General features: G+C 40.3%; 13 protein-coding genes. 8 read left to right on the top strand and 5 right to left on the bottom strand.

Translation table 11 applies throughout. The features are described from left to right. Positions 1-12 precede the first annotated feature (12 nt). The 8 genes from ACOOE0_RS07405 to ACOOE0_RS07440 all read left to right on the top strand — a co-directional run bounded on the left by ACOOE0_RS07405 (position 13) and on the right by ACOOE0_RS07440 (position 11,479). Complete coding sequence (locus ACOOE0_RS07405; RefSeq protein WP_420401831.1) at positions 13-783, top strand: LamG-like jellyroll fold domain-containing protein; 771 nt, start codon at positions 13-15, stop codon at positions 781-783. Between the two features lie 51 nt (positions 784-834). Further along, entirely contained in the window at positions 835-2,424 is a 1,590-nt protein-coding gene (locus ACOOE0_RS07410) for a sulfatase (RefSeq protein ID WP_420401832.1), read from the top strand. Then, positions 2,424-3,869, top strand: coding sequence for a carbon starvation protein A (locus tag ACOOE0_RS07415; protein ID WP_420401833.1), 1,446 nt, complete (start codon positions 2,424-2,426; stop codon positions 3,867-3,869). The genes ACOOE0_RS07410 and ACOOE0_RS07415 overlap by 1 nt, the downstream gene beginning before the upstream one ends. A gap of 65 nt (positions 3,870-3,934) precedes the next feature. Then, positions 3,935-5,104: a glycosidase gene (locus ACOOE0_RS07420; RefSeq protein WP_420401834.1), complete on the top strand. Its 1,170-nt coding sequence runs from the start codon at positions 3,935-3,937 to the stop codon at positions 5,102-5,104. Beyond that, entirely contained in the window at positions 5,101-6,324 is a 1,224-nt protein-coding gene (locus ACOOE0_RS07425) for an AGE family epimerase/isomerase (protein ID WP_420401835.1), read from the top strand. The genes ACOOE0_RS07420 and ACOOE0_RS07425 overlap by 4 nt, the downstream gene beginning before the upstream one ends. A 16-nt stretch (positions 6,325-6,340) precedes the next feature. Then, positions 6,341-8,167: a hypothetical protein gene (locus ACOOE0_RS07430; RefSeq protein WP_420401836.1), complete on the top strand. Its 1,827-nt coding sequence runs from the start codon at positions 6,341-6,343 to the stop codon at positions 8,165-8,167. 27 nt (positions 8,168-8,194) lie between these two features. After that, on the top strand, positions 8,195-9,586 hold the full coding sequence (locus ACOOE0_RS07435) for an MFS transporter (RefSeq protein ID WP_420401837.1): 1,392 nt from the start codon (positions 8,195-8,197) through the stop codon (positions 9,584-9,586). A gap of 126 nt (positions 9,587-9,712) precedes the next feature. Then, complete coding sequence (locus ACOOE0_RS07440; protein ID WP_420401838.1) at positions 9,713-11,479, top strand: sulfatase-like hydrolase/transferase; 1,767 nt, start codon at positions 9,713-9,715, stop codon at positions 11,477-11,479. Here the strand turns inward: ACOOE0_RS07440 and ACOOE0_RS07445 are convergent. From ACOOE0_RS07445 to ACOOE0_RS07465, 5 genes are all read right to left on the bottom strand, one after another. After that, on the bottom strand, positions 11,476-12,513 hold the full coding sequence (locus tag ACOOE0_RS07445) for a LacI family DNA-binding transcriptional regulator (RefSeq protein WP_420401839.1): 1,038 nt from the start codon (positions 12,511-12,513) through the stop codon (positions 11,476-11,478). The two genes, ACOOE0_RS07440 and ACOOE0_RS07445, sit on opposite strands and share 4 nt — an antisense overlap. Positions 12,514-12,532: 19 nt before the next feature. Next, complete coding sequence (locus ACOOE0_RS07450) at positions 12,533-13,723, bottom strand: trans-sulfuration enzyme family protein (protein ID WP_420401840.1); 1,191 nt, start codon at positions 13,721-13,723, stop codon at positions 12,533-12,535. Then, positions 13,692-15,158, bottom strand: coding sequence for a Na+/H+ antiporter NhaC (gene nhaC / locus ACOOE0_RS07455; protein ID WP_420401841.1), 1,467 nt, complete (start codon positions 15,156-15,158; stop codon positions 13,692-13,694). Before nhaC ends, ACOOE0_RS07450 begins: the two co-directional genes overlap by 32 nt. A 36-nt stretch (positions 15,159-15,194) precedes the next feature. Beyond that, positions 15,195-17,012 carry a glycoside hydrolase family 36 protein gene (locus ACOOE0_RS07460; protein WP_420401842.1) on the bottom strand — a complete coding sequence of 606 codons (1,818 nt, stop codon included), beginning with the start codon at positions 17,010-17,012 and terminating at the stop codon, positions 15,195-15,197. A 431-nt stretch (positions 17,013-17,443) separates the two neighbouring features. Next, positions 17,444-18,457, bottom strand: coding sequence for a substrate-binding domain-containing protein (locus tag ACOOE0_RS07465; RefSeq protein WP_420401843.1), 1,014 nt, complete (start codon positions 18,455-18,457; stop codon positions 17,444-17,446). Positions 18,458-18,658 lie beyond the last annotated feature (201 nt).

Consider the following 18,658-nt stretch of genomic DNA (forward strand, 5'->3'; position numbering starts at 1 on the left):
AAAATGACCCATATGAAACGCATATCAACAGCAATATTTGCCATTATGTGCATGTTCGCATGTACAACCAACAACAATAGTTCCCAGCCATTGGCGCTGTGGGATTTTAGCAAGGATAAATCATTGGTAAGCAGCGGAGAAGTAAATTATGAATTGACAAAGGGTAATGAATTGGTGTCATTTCAAAAGGACGAAGCAACCGCTTACCTTAATATCGAGGAAGGAGGGTATCTGTATATACCAAGAAAAAATTGCCCTGCCCTGAATTTCCATGGGGAAAATTCCAAATTTACCATTGCCGCTAAAATTAAAAGACGGGAAAAGTCATATGAACAATGTGAAGCCATTGCTGGAATGTGGAACGAAACTCGTAAGAAAAGACAGTATTATCTCTTTCTAAATCTTTTGCAAAAGGAAAGTGGTGATCAGGTATGTGGTCACGTTTCTGATGTTGGGGGGCCTACTCCCGGACATAGGTGGGCAAGGGACGCCTCAATTGGGAAAACACCCGTTGAATATGATGAGTGGGTTACTGTTGCATTCAGTTTTGATGGTAAATACGCAAAGTCCTACTTAAATGGAAAATTAGATGTTAGGAATGACTTAAATCCATACAAATTTGAACGTCAAATTTTCGATGGAGGTGATGATGGTTCCGATTTTACAGTTGGTGCTGTGGACAGGCTAGGGGAAATTGGAAATTTCTTTGTAGGCGGAATTGCAAAGTTGGCAGTTTACGACCGTGCACTTTCAGAAGTAGAAATGGCCGACCTGAAATTTTGATTATTGAAAACTGTCATTTTTTTGAAATAGCATAAAGATCCAAAGACATTCATGAAATCAACACAATTTAGTAATGGCAAACTCAATCACTCCTCAAAATATAGGAATTGGGGATTGCTTCTGTTGTGCATCATAATAATGTTGGTAGTTGGGTGCAAAAGGGACAAAGATGTTGATCAAGAAGCACCGGACAAATTCAATGTGTTGTTTGTTTCCATAGATGATTTGAGACCACAATTGGGTTGTTATGGTGACAATGTTGTAAAATCTCCTTATTTGGATGCATTTGCTAAGGATGCTGCAATATTCACCAGGGCATATTGCCAACAAGCACTTTGTTCAGCTTCCAGAGCTTCAATTCTTACAGGATTACGACCAGAGACCACAGGGAATACTGGAATGTATTTGAAAGGCAAACCCTTGGATGAACAATATCCTGCATCTTATACTTTACCGGAAAGTTTCAAGGATTCGGATTATTTTTCCTTTAGTATTGGTAAGGTGTTCCATCAGATGGGAGCCACATCAATTGGTTCCGATAATGTTACAGATGCTTGGTCTGTTCCAGCCTGGAATCCCAAGGTAGGGGCTTATGGGCCAAAAGGGATGCAAAGGTTTCAGGAAAAGTATGACTCCTTAGCAAGCGCTGGTGAGGACATGCGAAAAATATCATCTATTCCTAGGGTAACCTATATTGAAGCTCCAAATGTACCGGATGATCAACTCCCGGATGGTGCAATGGCCAATAAAGCTGTTGAGGTTATCAGGGAATGCAAGAAGAATAATCAAAACTTCTTTTTAGCCCTTGGTTTTGTTAAGCCGCACTTGCCTTTTGTTGCACCAAAAAAATACTGGGATCTATACAATTCGGATAGCTTGAAACTCCCTCCGAATAGGTTTCACCCTTTAGGAGTACCGGAGTATACATTGTTGAAGGATATTGGAATCTACAAATATGAGAATGGACCTATGAAGGGAATTCAACCTTCCCAAAAGCAAGCGATCAATGCACTACACGGATATCTTGCGTGCATCAGTTATGTGGATGCCCAGTTTCAAAAGGTAATTCAAGAACTTAAAAATCAAAACCTATATGACAACACGATTGTTGTGGTTTATGGAGATCATGGATACCAAATAGGCGAGCATAATGCATGGGGTACAAAGCATTCCAATTATGAATCTTCAACCAGGGTCCCCTTGTTTATTCGAGTGCCCAATGCTCCAATGAATGGCAAATCATCAAATAAATTGGTGGAACTATTGGATATCTATCCCACACTTGTGGATTATTGCAATCTGAACAAACCCCAGTACAAGTTGGAAGGAATGAGCCTGCGCCCAATTATTGAATCTGACCCCAATTTGAGATGGAAAAAAGAAGCATTCAGTATATATCCCCGTAACATTCCCGGAATTGGTGCCGTCATGGGGTATTCCATGGTTACAGATACATTTCGTCTGGTAAAATGGACTGCACCAGGACACAATTTTACTGAATATGAACTGTATGATCACCGGATAGATAGTCAAGAAAATTTCAATCTCGCAGAAGTCCCTTATTATAAATCTACTTTGGATAGATTAAAGCGATTTATGGAATATGAAGATGAATTCAATAAACAACAACTGGTAGATTGATGATATCACTAATACTTTCCATATGTACCCTTGTAATTGGCTATATGCTGTATGGGAAAGTCGTGGAGCGCGTTTTTGGAGTTGATTCCAATAACCCTGCTCCTGCGGTTTCCAGAGTGGATGGAGTGGATTATGTACCGCTTCCCCAGTGGAAAATTTTTCTGATTCAATTTCTTAATATAGCGGGTCTAGGACCCATTTTTGGGGCAGTGGCCGGTGCACTTTGGGGACCAGTTGCTTTTATATGGATTGTTCTTGGAAGTCTTTTTGCCGGAGGGGTACACGACTATTTTTCTGGCATGCTGTCCGTTAGGCATGAAGGGAGGAGTATTTCAGAGATATCCGGGTACTATTTGGGCAACCGGGTGAAACAGTTTATGGGATTCTTTACAGTTTTCCTCTTGATCATGGTAGGTGCGGTTTTCTTGGTTGGACCTGCAAAGATTTTAGCAGAATCGACCGCGGACAGCATAGGTTTGGAGTTATGGATACTCATAATCCTATTGTATTACATACTGTCCACTGTTTTACCCATAGACAAGATAATTGGAAGGATATATCCATTGTTTGGAGTGGCGTTGATCTTAATGTCATTAACACTTTTAGGCGTTTTGTTCTTTCAACCTTTGGTGGTTCCGGAGCTTACTATCTCCAATTTGGTCAATACCCATTATAATGCCCAGGATTTTCCAATTTTCCCAATGTTGTTTATCACCATTGCATGTGGTGCGGTATCTGGATTCCACGCCACCCAATCCCCGCTTATGGCAAGGTGTATGTCCAACGAAAAGCAGGGTAAAAGAATATTTTATGGCACTATGGTCACCGAAGGAATTGTGGCACTTATTTGGGCCGCAATTAGCATGGCGTTTTTTGGAGGATTAGAGGGGCTTAATATGGAAATGGCTGGCAACAATGATAATGTTGCCCTTATAGTGCATCAAATCTGTAATTCCATTGGAGGCTTTGGGGCAATCCTGGCCATTTTGGGCGTTGTTGCAGCTCCAATTACTTCAGGGGATACATCGTTTAGAAGTGCAAGGTTGATCATCGCTGATTTCTTGAACAGCGATCAAAAGTTTATTGAGAATAGGCTTGTAATTAGTATTCCACTTTTCGTTATCGGTTATGCTCTAGTGCACTTAAAATTTGGGGTTATCTGGCGATACTTCGCTTGGGCCAATCAAACTTTGGCAACGGTTGTGCTATGGACCATCACGGTATATCTTGTTAAAAATTCCAAACCATACGTAATATCACTGATCCCAACCTTGTTTATGACCATGGTTGTCTCAACCTATATATTCTTTGCTCCGGAAGGATTTTCCGTCCCTTATAATATTTCAGTTGCCATTGGAACCTGTATTACAATTTTCTGCTTCTTGATATTCGAATTGTGGAAAAATAAAATAAAAAAGGAAAGAAAAGTTCCGGCCAATATTTAGTGACCGAAATTCTAGCAAAAAACAAATCAATTTTGAATCAAATAGCAGAAGAGAAAATAAAATCAATGGGTAATAAACGATTACATACTTTAAAAGCCATTCACACAAATTTAATCCAACAAAATAATCGCAAGGAAGTGTTTTCAAATGGGATATATGAAAGATATCAAAATCCGATACTTACTCCTGACCACGTCCCTTTGGAATGGAGATATGATTTGGATGTGACTTCGAATGCACATATGATGCAGCGTCTTGGAGTAAACGCCGTATTTAATGCTGGTGCCATAAAATGGAATGACAAATATGTGCTGGTAGCTCGGGTGGAGGGCTGGGACAGGAAATCTTACTTTGCTGTTGCCGAGAGTCCAAACGGGATAGACAATTTCAGATTTTGGGAGAGACCTATTAATCTGCCACAAACCGATAAGCCTGATGTTAATGTGTACGACATGCGATTGACCTCTCATGAAGATGGATGGATTTATGGTGTTTTTTGCACGGAAAGGAAGGATCCCGATGCACCATTGGGAGATACAAGTGCCGCTATTGCAAAGGCTGGAATTGCAAGAACAAAGGATTTGGTTGAATGGGAGCGACTGCCCGATTTGGTTTCAACTGCCGGACAACAGCGTAACGTGGTATTGCATCCAGAGTTTGTGAAAGGAAAATATGCTTTTTATACCAGGCCTCAAGAGGGATTTATTGAAGTAGGTGGCGGCGGAGGCATTGGTCTTGGCCTTGTTGATGCAATAGAAAATCCTGTAATTGAAGAAGAGATCATCATAAATAATAAAGAATATCATACGGTTTATGAATTGAAAAACGGCCTGGGACCCTCCCCTTTAAAAACAAGCAAAGGTTGGTTGCATTTGGCTCATGGGGTGCGAAACACAGCGGCTGGCTTGCGCTACACATTGTACATGTTCATGACCAGTTTGGACGATATTTCAAAAGTAACCCACCTACCAGGCGGATATTTCATGGCTCCCGAAGGTGAGGAACGAATAGGAGATGTTTCCAATGTATTGTTCTCCAACGGTTGGATTCTCGATAACGACGGGACGGTTTATATTTATTATGCATCCTCAGATACACGTATGCACGTGGCAACCTCCTCTTTGGAACAACTGCTGGACTATGTCATGAATACACCTCCGGATGGTTTTAGTTCGCAAAAATCCGTTGAATCCGTCAATACTTTGATTTTGAAGAACGCCAACCTAAATCAATGATCGAGCAGTTCAAATATCTTAGAAGAGAACTGGATTTTACGGTCCAACATAATATCCTGGAATATTGGGTAAATAATGCCATTGACGTCAAATATGGTGGGTTTGTAGGGCAGGTGGATTCCCAGAATATTAAGAACACATCATCCAATAAAGGAATTGTGCTTAATTCAAGGATATTATGGACGTTTTCCCTGGCCTATAAAAAACTGAACAAGGAGATTTATCATGTTCTGGCCGATAGGGTATATGATTACATCAGCCGTAATTTTTTCGATACAGAACATGGCGGGGTATTCTGGGAATTGGATTATCTGGGTGAAGCTATAAACAAGAAAAAGCAAATATACGCTCAGGCATTTACCATTTACGCATTAACGGAGTATTACAAAATTTCCAAAAGTAATATGGTGCTGGAGCAAGCCAAGGAACTGTTCCATCTTATAGAAAAATACAGTTTTGACCAGGTCAACAATGGATACATTGAAGCTTTCTCAGAAGATTGGTCGGGTCTTAAAGATATGCGTTTGAGTACCAAAGATGCCAACCAAGAGAAAACCATGAACACACATCTCCATATATTGGAAGCTTATACCAATTTGTATCGGGTATGGCCTGATGATTTTTTAAAGGAGCAACAGGAAAATCTGATCCGCCTGTTTTTGGAAAAGTTTATAAATAAAGATGACCACTTCAACTTGTTTTTTACCAATACTTGGGAAAATCAAAGTTCCATTATTTCATATGGCCATGACATTGAAGGAGCTTGGTTGCTTACCGAAGCGGCGGAAATTATAGGTAATGGCGAACTGATAAAATTGACGGAAGAGGTTTCCGTTAGGATGGCACAGAAATTTATTGCGGAAGCCATAGACCATGATGGGGGAATTATAAACGAACGGGATTCTGAGAATGGCCATGTGGATACCGAAAAACATTGGTGGCAACATGCAGAAGCCTTGGTAGGACTGCTGAACGCGTATAAAATTTCACAAGATCAAAACTTCATCCCTCCTATTTTCAATATATGGAATTTCATTAAAAAACATCTAATAGACCATAAACACGGTGAATGGTTTTGGATGGCTAAATCAGAGAACGCATCCTCAGAACCGCTGGAAAAAATTGGATTTTGGAAATGTCCCTATCACAATTCCAGGGCCTGCTTTGAAATGATGGATAGGATTGACGCATTGAATCTGACGCAACTTGAAAATAACTGACAATCAATAAAACGACATGGGAAAAAATAGAATTTTACTAATTACAACCTTGATATTGACACATTGGACCTGGGCCCAAAATGGTTTTGAAAATTTCATCACGGTTACCGGAAACAAGCTGATGGATGGAGACAAAGAGTTTAGGTTTGTTTCTTTTAACGTCCCCACATTGAATTATAACGAGGACGAATTTGCTTTTAGCGAGATCCAACCTTATAGCCTTCCGGATGAATACGAAATTAGGGATGTATTTGAAACTATCAATCAGTTGGGGGGTAGGGTAATAAGAATGTACACCATTCCGGTGCAATTGGAAAACGAATCTCCAGACACCCCAACTTACGTTAAGGGTCCGGGCGAGTTTGTTGAAGAATCTTTCCAGACCATGGATTTGGTCCTCAAATTGGCCAACGAGTATAACATCAGAATCATTTTCTCCACCCTGAATAATTTTAGATGGATGGGGGGCGCTCCGCAATATGCTGGATTTAGAGGGAAAACCGTTAAGGATTTTTATACGGATAAACAATTGATCAAAGATTACAAGAAGACCTTGGAACATGTTATTAACCGGGTAAACACGCTTACCGGGGTGGCCTACAAGGATGACAAGGCAATCTTGTGTTGGGAAACTGGGAACGAACTGGAGTCCACACCCAAATGGACGGCACAGATTTCCAAGTATATCAAGAAATTGGACAAAAACCATTTGATCATGGATGGCTTCTTTGCCTTTGATGATGTACCTGTTAGGAAAAGTTCGATTAAGGATCCCAACATCGATATCATAAGCTCCCACCATTACGAATTGGATGCAAAAGATTTTAACAGGCATGTAAAAAGGAATATTGAAATTGTGGATGGCCAAAAACCGTATATCATTGGTGAATATGGCTTTGTTAGTACCAGTGCCATGGAGAAATGTATCAATGATGTTATTGAATCTGATGTGGTAGGACTTTTGGTTTGGGGATTACGGGGCCACCGATCAGAAGGAGGTTTTTATTGGCATTCAGAACCTCTAGGGTATGGTAGGTACAAGTCTTATCACTGGCCTGGATTTGATAGTGGAAGTGAATATGATGAAAAAAACCTCTTTGCGATGATGCGAAGTAAAGCTTCTGAAATATCCGGCTTGGAACCCCCAAAGTTAATGCAGCCGTCCGCACCTGTGCTTTTGCCGATAGAACATTCCTCCGCGATTACTTGGAAAGGCTCAACAGGCGCCTCTGGGTATGATATTTATCGGGCAGAAAGTGAAGAGGGTCCATTTGAACAGATTGGCTTTAATATTTCCGATGCTGAAAATCAGTATGTGCCACTTTTTGTGGACAACACCATTCAACTTGGAAAATCCTACTTCTACAAAATCAAGGCTATAAACAAATATGGGAATTCTAATTTTTCAAATACGGTTGGACCTGTCTTTGCTGAGACCTTTGCTTTGATCGATAACATGGACAATTTTGGGAAAGTTTTCTACTCTAGTGAAAAGGTGACCTTGGAATCTGACAATGATCGAATCTTTAAGGAGGATATGTATCGATTTAAGGGGAATTCCGGTGATGAGATCATATATTATGTGCCAGGCAAACTTAAAAAGGTCAAGATCTTTTCCTTCGCTAAAGATTCAGGACAAAGTATTAAAATGTCCGTGTCACAAAATAACATCAAGTACAATAATCAAGACGTGCAGCCCACCGAGTTCACCAATGGAAAGGGAGATTATGGATATTGGATACCATCCCTCTATGATTTAAAGATTGAAGGTGAGGCAAGTTATCTGAAAATCAAGTTTGCCAAGGAAACCCAAATCAGTCGGGTAGAACTATTTTATCAATAACCGGTCATGACCAATAATTAAAACAGTATGGGCCAGAAAATCAGGATACAGGAAAAAATTGGTTACGGATTGGGGGATTTTGCATCTTCCATGTTCTGGAAATTGTTTTCCATGTTTCTTATGATCTACTATACCGATGTATTTGGGCTAACCCCTGCATCGGTTGGACTTATGTTTTTACTGACTCGGATTTGGGACAGTATTAACGACCCCTTAATGGGAATCATTTGTGACCGTACAAATACAAAGTACGGAAAATTTAGGCCCTATTTAAAATGGATGGCGATACCCTTTGCCGCTATTGGTATTTTAACCTTTTTGGGTCCGGATTTGGGTGATGCGGGTAGACTCATTTATGCCTATATCACCTATACTCTCATGATGATGGTTTACACTGCGGTTAACGTTCCCTATTCATCCCTGCTTGGGGTAATGTCCTCTACAGCTGAAGAACGTAACTCTCTGGCCACTTTTAGATTTATTGGCGCCTTTGCTGGAGGTATTTTCGTCACCTCAACAGCAGCTTATTTTATAGGCCTATTTAAGGAAACGGGAGCCAACGAGGCCCAAGGATATATATATACCGTATCCATATATGCCGTATTGGCAGCCATACTCTTTTTCCTAACTTTTAAATGGACCAAGGAACGCGTTGTGCCCACTAAAAAAGAACAATCATCCTTAAAGGATGATCTTAAAGATCTTTCCAAAAACATGGCTTGGTTCATTATGATTGGGGCTGGAATTTCTACCCTGATTTTTAATTCGTTACGAGACGGTTCCATGATGTATTACTTCAAATACATTGTAAAAGACCAAAACATTGCAGGCTTTGGAGTTGTTGGATGGGAAAAATTGGCCGCAACCTATATGACCATGTGGCTGGTTTCCAATATTATTGGGGTGGTCCTGGCCACCCCTGTTGCAAATAAAATAGGAAAAAAGCAAACCTTCATTGTGGCAATGCTCTTGGCTGCTGTTCTGAGCTTTATATTGTTTTGGGTGAACCCTGACCAGGTTCTGCTGCTATATGGACTTAATGTGTTGATAGGGATATCGGCTGGTATTGTACTACCCTTAATTTGGTCTATGTACGCCGATATAGCTGACTTTTCTGAATGGAAAAATGGCAGAAGGGCCACAGGGTTGATATTCTCATCATCCTCCATGTCGCAAAAAATGGGCTGGACGTTGGGTGGTGCCATTGCGGGCTGGATTTTGGCTTCCTATGGCTTTGAAGCCAATGCAGAGCAAACCGAGGATTCAACAGCTGGAATTAAGATGATGTTGAGTGTTTTTCCTGCGATCGGAGCTTTAATTTCAGCTATTTGTATGCTTTTTTATAAGTTGGATGACACCTTTATGGAGAAGGTCAATCTAGAGCTGGAAAAGGCAAGGGAATCCCAGGATCATATTTGAATTTCATAGTCATGCAATGGTAATTTTGGAATTATGGGTTTTTTAAGGAAAGCAATATTTAATATCGCTTTGATCTTTTCATTGGTTTCATGTACAGATGAAAAAAGGCCAAACATTTTATGGATTGTGAGTGAAGACAATAGCCCCTATTTAAGGTGCTATGGAGATAACCTCGCAACAACCCCCAACTTGGATAAATTGGCTCAATCAGGATTTCTGTATACCCATGCCTACGCCAATGCTCCGGTATGCGCACCTACCCGTAATACTATCATAACCGGGGTTTATGCCAATAGCAATGGTCATCAGCATATGAGGAGCAAGTATAACATGTCTGAAAAGATTGACTTTTTTCCAAACTTCTTACGCCAAGCCGGATACTATTGTACCAATAATCGCAAGGAAGATTACAATATAAATCCTGATCAGACCAAAGATATTTGGGATGAATCAAGTGCCAAGGCACATTACAAAAACAGAGATGAGAGCCAACCTTTTTTCTCGGTGTTCAATATAGGCGTTTCGCATGAGAGCTCTATTCATAAAACTATTGCAAAGGATGAGCTTCGGCATCGTCCAGAAGATATGATTTTGCCCCCCTATCATCCAGATACCCCAGAAATTAGGCATGATTGGGCACAATTCTATGACAAAATCGAGGATATGGACTCCCAAGTGGGAGATTTAATTGAGGAGCTCAAACGTAGCGGGGAATACGAAAATACCATCATCTTTTACTATAGTGATCATGGTGGGATTTTAGCTCGAAGCAAACGTTATCTATATGATACAGGAACCAGAATACCAATGTTGGTCCACATACCGGAAAAGTACCGACACCTCTATCCCAGTTCGAGAGCTGGAGATAAGGTAAATAGACTTGTTAGTATAGTGGATTTGGCTCCTACGGTTTTAAGTTTGTGCAAAATTCCAATTCCAACCTTCATGCAGGGCAATGCTTTTTTGGGAGAAGAGAGAACTCCTGACCCAACTTATGCCTATATGTTTCGGGATCGCATGGATGAGCGTTACGATATGAGTCGTTCCGTTAGGGATAAAAAATTCCGTTACATCCGGAACTATATGCCGTATAGAGTGTATGGCCAGCATTTAAATTATCTGTGGAATGCTCCTTCGACCCTTTCTTGGGAAAGGGCATATAAAAATGGGAAATGTAATGAAATCCAGAGTGCTTTTTGGAGGGAAAAACCAGTGGAAGAACTTTACGATACCGAGAACGATCCGTGGGAGGTGAAGAACTTGGCCCTGGACAGTTCCTATCTTCCAGTATTGGAACGATTGCGTAAAGCCAACCGGGATTGGATGTCAGAAATTAAGGATATGGGTTTTATTCCAGAGGAAGAATATGTCGCTATCCAAAAGCAAAGCCCGCTTTATGACACCTTTCGTATGGATTACAATGGCGTTAGAATTGATTCCTTGATATCAGTTGCGGATTTTGTATTGGGCTCCACCAAGGATGATATTCAAGAACTTACATCACTAATACATTCAGAAAATAACCCAATTCGATATTGGGCGGCAACTGGTTTTTTACAATTGGGGAATGATGCAAGTGAAGCGTTTTATGAGCTGGAAAGAGCGGGTAATGATTCTTCCAAAAGTGTATCGTTGGTGATTGCTGAAACGCTATATAGGATGGGGGAGCCAGAAAAAGGAAGAAAACTTTTATTGGATGCTTTAAAAAGTGACCAAACATTTGCTCGGGTAAGGGCATTGAATATTATTGATTGCGTGGATGAAAACAATCTGGAGGTGCAAAAAGAAACGTGTAAGATTTATAACAATGGTAAGGATAATCCGAGGGCTTTTGATGTTAGGGCCTGTACATATCTTTTGGAGAAATGGGCCTCAGATAGTGCCCCAGATTAGTTGGTGACAAGCCTGGATATTCGTGAAGTGGTATCCCGCACCAATAACTCTGTTTTAATAACCTTGTGTATGGGCTCCTCACCCTTTTTTTTACCCTCTATTCGGTTAATTAAAGTTGCAACGGCAGTTTGCCCCAAAAGGCTTGCATGCTGGGAAACCGTAGTCAGTGAGGGGATGGAGCATTTGGCTAAAAGACCATTGGTGAAACCAACAACAGCTACATCATCAGGTACTTGAAGCCCCATGGAGTGAACTGAATTTAGAGCACAAATTGCGGATAATTCATCTGCTGCCAATATTCCATCAATTTGGTTACTTCTAAAAGCATTGGTCACAGCCGCGATACAATCTTCATGTTTAGAAGCATTTATCAGGATTGGATTAGACACCATTTCCTGTTCCAAAGCCAGTGCCTGCAAGTAGCCTTCCTTTCTGAGCTTCCCTACACTGGTTTCCGAGATAGGAGATAAAAATGCAATGCGTTCACATCCAGTTTCAAGTAGGTGTTTGGTGGCTTGGTAGGCTCCATCAAAATCATCAACAGAAACTTTGTCACAGTTCAAATCTTCATGGATCCGATCAAACTGAACTACAGGAATTCCATTGTCAATAATTTGATACAGATGTTGGAACTTGGCATTGCATTGGGTTTCTCTGGCCAAAGATATCAGAATGCCATCTGCCGTGCCTTTTGACAAGGCTTCCAACCCAGCTTTTTCTTTTTTGGATTGGTCATTTGAAATATGGATAACCAGATTGTATTTTCTTTTGGACGCTTCTTTTTCGATGCCATGAAGTACCATCCCAAAAAATTCGTCCCTTACATTTGGGATTACCACGCCAATGGACTTTGTTTTACCCAATTTCAGATTTCTGGCCATTTGATTGGGGACATAACCACAAACTTTAGCCATTTCCTTCACTTTTGCTTTGGTTTGCTCGCTGATTTCGTGGCTATCGCTTATCGCTTTGGAAACGCTGGAAGGTGATAGATTTAAAAGCTCGGCAAGTTCCTTTATTGTGGTAGGTTTCATTGGGTCAGTTTGGCTTTAACTAAATCAGTTCTAAAGCTTGTTTTAGGTCTTCGATCAGGTCATCCACATTCTCCAAGCCAACAGATATTCTTATATCTCCGTAGGTTAGTCCTGTACCTGCAAATTGCTGCTGATTCAGTTCTTTGCCATAACTTATGGCCAGGGCATAAATCAGGCTTTCATGACCTCCCCAGCTAACACCAATTTGAAAAATTTCCAGACTATTGAAGAAGGTTTTAATTTTTTTTAAATCGTTTGTTTTGAGGCGAAATGAGAGTAGTCCAGAGTACCCGCTCATTTGTTTTTTACCCAGCTCATACTGATCAAAACTTTTTAGACCGGGATGGTTGACCTTCTCAATTTTTGGGTGTTCATCTAGAAAAGAGGCTATTTGAAGTGCATTGGTTTCATGAATTTTCATTCGAGCAGGCAGCGTCTGTAAACTTCTAGTGATCAACCAAGATTCCATGGGGGAAATCTTGCCTCCTAACCATTCATACTCGCGCACATAGATTGCATCCAAAAGATCATTACTTCCGATAATGACCCCTGCAACCAAATCGCTATGTCCACCAATATATTTTGTACAAGAATGGACTTCAAGGTCAATGCCCATTTTCAGTGGTTTTTGAAAACAGGGTGTGGCCCATGTATTGTCAATTATGGTTTTGACTCCCCTACTTTTGGCCAATTTTGCCACAGCAGCTATATCCTGCAATGAAAAAATACCGGAGGAGGGACTCTCCAAATAGATTAAGCTTGTAGCATCTGTAATGGCATCTTCAAACTCTTTAATGTCCACTCCGGATACAAAGCTTACCGAAAGATCCATTTTATCTTTAAGATAGGTATAGAACAGGTTGTTCGCCGGACCATAAATGTTCTTAACGGATACAACATGACCTCCATTTTTAGCGCAATGGAGCACTGCAGCAGAGATAGCTGCCATTCCTGAACCAAACAGTAGGGCCCTTTCCCCTCCAGCTAGCTTTGCCAATTTTTTTTGAGCGATGTCCACCGTAGGGTTGTTTCCCCTGGAATATATGAAGCTAGTGGTCCTATTGTCAAAAGCATCACTTATAGCATCCCAATCCTTGAAGGTGAAAAGGGATGTTTGAAAAATTGGAGACACCACGGCACCACTATAAGCTTCCCTTTCTTCGCCAAAATGGGCAAGATCAGTTTCTATCTGTCGCTTCTTCTTTTTCATCCAATGCCTTTTTGCTGTTATAAAAACATCCTATACCGAGGATTGCTATTAATGGAGCAATAATAATGTTTATCAAACTAAGTAATTGCCAATTCCAATAATCCCCAACAGTTATTCCCATTACTGAAACCATGAATAACGCTGTAGGGTGCCAAGGTATCAAACTCTCGATCATTGTTCCATAATCCTCCAAGGATCGACTTAACACCTTACGATTTATCCCTAATTTATCATACTTGAATTTAAATGCCTCTCCAACTATAAAGCTAGTCGCATATTGATTTCCAGTCATGCTGTTGGTTACGCCTGCGGCAAAAAGAGAGGACAGGATCACCGAGGTTTTCGTTTTTGCATATGAAAATACTTTATCCACAATCCTGGGAATTGCTTTGTTGGTGTCCAAAATCCCAATAAACAAGAAAACAAATAAGGCAATGATTATGGCATCATTGAGTGCATACATACCTCCGCGGTTAAACAATACACTAATGTTTTCCGGTACAGTTTCCTGCCAAACGGCCATGCTCGTATCAAAACCCTTATATACGGATTGTGCCACATCGTCAAAAGTATAATCTTGGATTATTATCCCTAGGATGCACGCGACCAATGATGAAGTCAGTAAGACTGGAATCGTGGGTAATTTTTTAAAAGAGCCCAAAAGCACAATCAAAACAGGAAGTAACAACAGTACATTAAAGTTAAAGATTGATGCTACACCATTTAGGGTAGCCTCTACTTCCATGAAGTTTCCAACCAAGGAATCCACGGGATAAATAAAACCCATGGCAATATAAATAGATGCCGCAATGATTGCAGAGGGCAAGGTGGTATACATCATGGAATTAATATGATCAAACAACTCAATGTCCGTGGCAAGGGCGGCAATGTTGGTGGTATCTGACAATGGAGACATTTTATCACCAAAAAAAGCACCGCCAATCACAGCACCTGCGACTATGTGCAAATTGGCATCAATGGCGGTCGCAACTCCAAAAATGACCACACCAATGGTCCCAACAGAACCATAGGATGTTCCTGTGAACATGGAGAAGAAAATGGGAACCACAAATGCCAGTACATAGATATATTTTGGATTGACCAATTTAATGCCGTAGTAAACAAACATGGGTATGGTGCCGGAAACGATCCAACTTCCTATTACTATACCTATTGCAAACAAAATCAAAATGGTAGGAAGGCCCCTGGTCAGTTTTTTTATGGCGTTGTCTAGGATAACTTCCCAAGTGTACCCCAAATAGTACAAATGACAAGTGCCGAAGAACGCAGAGCATAAAAAAATAATCTCCAAAGGAATTGTGGGTTGATCGAAGGCATAAGGCCTTAGAACCAAGCCGTAAATAATTAAAGTCAACAAAAAGAGCACAGGCAATGCACTGTGTATCAGTTTGTCCTTCCTTTGAATTGCATTCATATCCGTTTTCCCATTGAACGCATTACGCCAATTACTCTAATTTATGGAAACGTTTAAAAGTCCACAGACCGGTACTTCAAATTGCACAAGCCCTTTATGTAAAACCCTGGATTCGACCCGCTCAACTTCCCCAAGGCAGTTCAATATACTTATTCTGCAGCTACCAATGCCTTTTAAAATACTAACTACCACTGATGTGGATGTTTTCGCATTGATGATATCATAAGCCTCAAAATCGCCATTCAGATCCATAATTCTGTCGGTGTGAATGCTTAAGATTTCTTTTTTGGAGCTATTTGCCCTTATCAACGGGAAGTTCTCTGCGGGCCCTATGGCTTTTAAATTCCCATCCAAAAACACTTCCCTGTTGTTGATCCAATATTCTGAATAAAATGCAACCATTTTTCTATGTGACTCTGGAATCTGGCTCTGTCTTACTGATAATTGCGGAACGGAAAAGAGAATGTTTGCAAATTGCAAGGCGGCCAATTCAACTGGTTCATCATAGTTCCACATGAACATATCAGAGTGTACTGCCGTGTTCCCTGTTAACAATCTTAAATCTATGATACGTCTTCTGTTGGAAACTGAATCGTTGGCACAGTCGTGGGCCCTGAACATATTGCCACATTTTCTTAAGGTTGGACCAATGTAATGCTGTCTAAATTCTATCAGAATCTCGGGATTGATGGCTGTTAGAGCACGAGTGATATCTGTCATAAGTCTATCTACAGCAGGGCCAACTGAGGCATAGTCCCTGCCATTTTCCAAGGTCAGGGCTGTCTTTTCATTGGGGATAAACCAATCTATAAAATCCAGTTTAAAACCATCTAACTTCCACTCCCTTAATGCCTGTACATAAAGATTGATCAAATAATCCCTCACATCAGGATACCTTGGGTCTACAATGGCGGTCTCGTAGGTATCTGAGATATAGAGGAATTTGCCATAAAACCTTTTATAGGCTTTAGATTTTAGGCCAAAAAATGGAACCGCGTACCAAAGCATTGCCTTCATGTCCAAATCATGCACGTCCTTAACGAATTCTTCCATGTTTGGAAATCTCTCAGGGCGCCAATCCCCGGTATAGGAATAGAGTCCTTCCGAACTTTTGGTTTGCCAGCCATCATCTACAATAATGGTCTCGTATCCGAGTTTCTTTGCGGCTCTGCATTCCTCCAAAAGGCCATTCGTTGTCATTTCCTGATTATAGGAATACCAGGTAGAATACATGGGCATTCTTGCCGTATTTGGCACATGCATTGGTTTATAGGAATCCATGGAAGCCCACCAATTGGATACAGTGTTCAATGCTGCTTCATAGCGAAGGTTTCTATAGTCCAAATGGAGTTTAATCTCATATTCATTAAAATCTGGCACCGATTCTTTGAACAATATAACGTTGCATTGTGACCATCCTTCAGCTTCATACAATCCAGTTCCAAGGGAAAGCGTATTGATGGCATCGGAACAGGCAAAAGTGTGAACGTTGGAATCGTCATGACCGAAGAGGCAAACAACGGGGGCTTGGTAGGCCGCCCGTGATGTCAACATTCTCTCGTTATCAAATTCGGAAACAACCCTTCTGTCACTTGAATAGTCTGTTAACCAAGTTCCCTTCAAATTTATCGCGGGTATTTTCCAAACTAACTTTACGGGGGCTGAATTGGTAGGCGTTTCTGAGCAAAATTTGATAGAGATTACAAATAACCCATCTTCTACTTGTTCGATTTGATTAGTTATGGAATGATTGAGCACCATATCCTTGGAAAAAATGCCAATACCCATATACGGTAAAATGTCGGAACCAACACGTTCAATATAATTCCATCCTTTGATCGTAAGGTTTGCCATACAATAATCTGTGTCTATTTGGTTTATTATTTAATACGCTCTAGGGATTGCGTAGATCTTAAAGTGATCCAATATCCCTAGACCTTTATGGTTTTTTAGAAAGGTATCCCAGTAATAGGAGTTGAACAGCAATTTGGTTCATTCAGACTTAAGAGGTTTATAACAAAGCCAGACAAGAGGATGCCTGGCTTCAACTTAAACTTAACTAACTCAAAACTAATCAACTAAACTTAGCTAGCAAGAGACAATCAATTTTTAAGACACCTAACTCTTTGCTTGAAAATTGCAATGTCATCTTAACTATGATACACTGTGATACTTTTCAAAAGTAACACAAAAATTCGAATATCAAAACGGAATGCTGAAAAAGTTGAAAACGAATGAGCTTGGAAATAGTTGACAATCTAAGGTTTATGCCCTTTATGGAACCTTCAAAGTGAATTTCGCTGGAGAAGACTCAAGGACATAAATTCACGGGTAACCGTTCCGGACTTAATTTGTTTGGCGGCTTTTCTCCCCATCTCCTTAAAGTCAGAGGAAATTGTGGTGATACCTCCATGAATCATTTCTTTTACAATATGGTCATCCAATGACAGTACCCCCACATCTTTTCCTATTTCATACTCCTTTTGGGAGGCGTCCCTAAGGAGGTCCCAAAGGGTATTGTCATCAACACAAAAGTAAAGATTTTCCTTTTGAACGCTTCCAAGAGGATATGCTTCTTCCACAATTCCATTCACCTCATATTTGTCCGAAAATCTTTTGAAAGCATGCAAGATTTCAGCCGGTAGGATTGAATTGGGTTTAAAGTACATGATGAATGCCTTATATTTTTTGATAAACGGAATCAAGTCAATCAACTTGGAGTAAATGGAATCTTCAAACTCTTGGGAGATGAACGAATATTTTTGGTCTAGAGGTAGATACCTGTCCACTATGAGCATCCGTTTGTGGTCAAATTGTTCAAGAATAGGAACCAATGTTTTATCCTGAATGGGAGCGATGACATAATATCCGTATCTGGACTTGATATTGGCAAGGATACTTTGGAAAACATCCATATTATTATGATGGAAATAAACATCGATTCTGAACTTGTCACCTAATTCCTTCCTAAAGGCATTGTAGAATTCTTGTTGAAAGCGTTGAAAGGTGAAAAGTAAGAGGGCCACATTGCGGATAATGGTTGTTTGGTCACTGGAAACGAAGTAGCCCTTCCCCATTTTTGATTCGATCAGCCCACGGTTTTTCAGTTCCTCGTATGCATCATAAATGGTCTTCCTTGAGTAACCGGATTCCTTTATCATCAAATTTATTGACGGCATCTTATCGTCCCTACGTAGTATACCGTCATCTATAGCTTCAATGGTGCCAAGAACCAGATGTTCGTGTTTGGTTAAATTACTTTTCTGTTTAAACGCTTTTATTTTATCAATTATGGTCATCTGATTCGACTCCAATTATCAGTTGCACTAAAATATGTTTATTCTTCAATTCCCAAAAATTCCAAAATACTGTATTTCAATCGCATTTGTTCCAACAATGGTTTGAGAACAAAGGTGATAAAAAAAGGCTTGGAAGGGTGGCAATATACGAACAGTAATTATCTGTGATAGTAATTTTGAATTGAAATTTGGGTGAATGTA

It is taken from the genome of Flagellimonas sp. (assembly GCF_965215805.1).
Lineage (GTDB): Bacteria > Bacteroidota > Bacteroidia > Flavobacteriales > Flavobacteriaceae > Flagellimonas.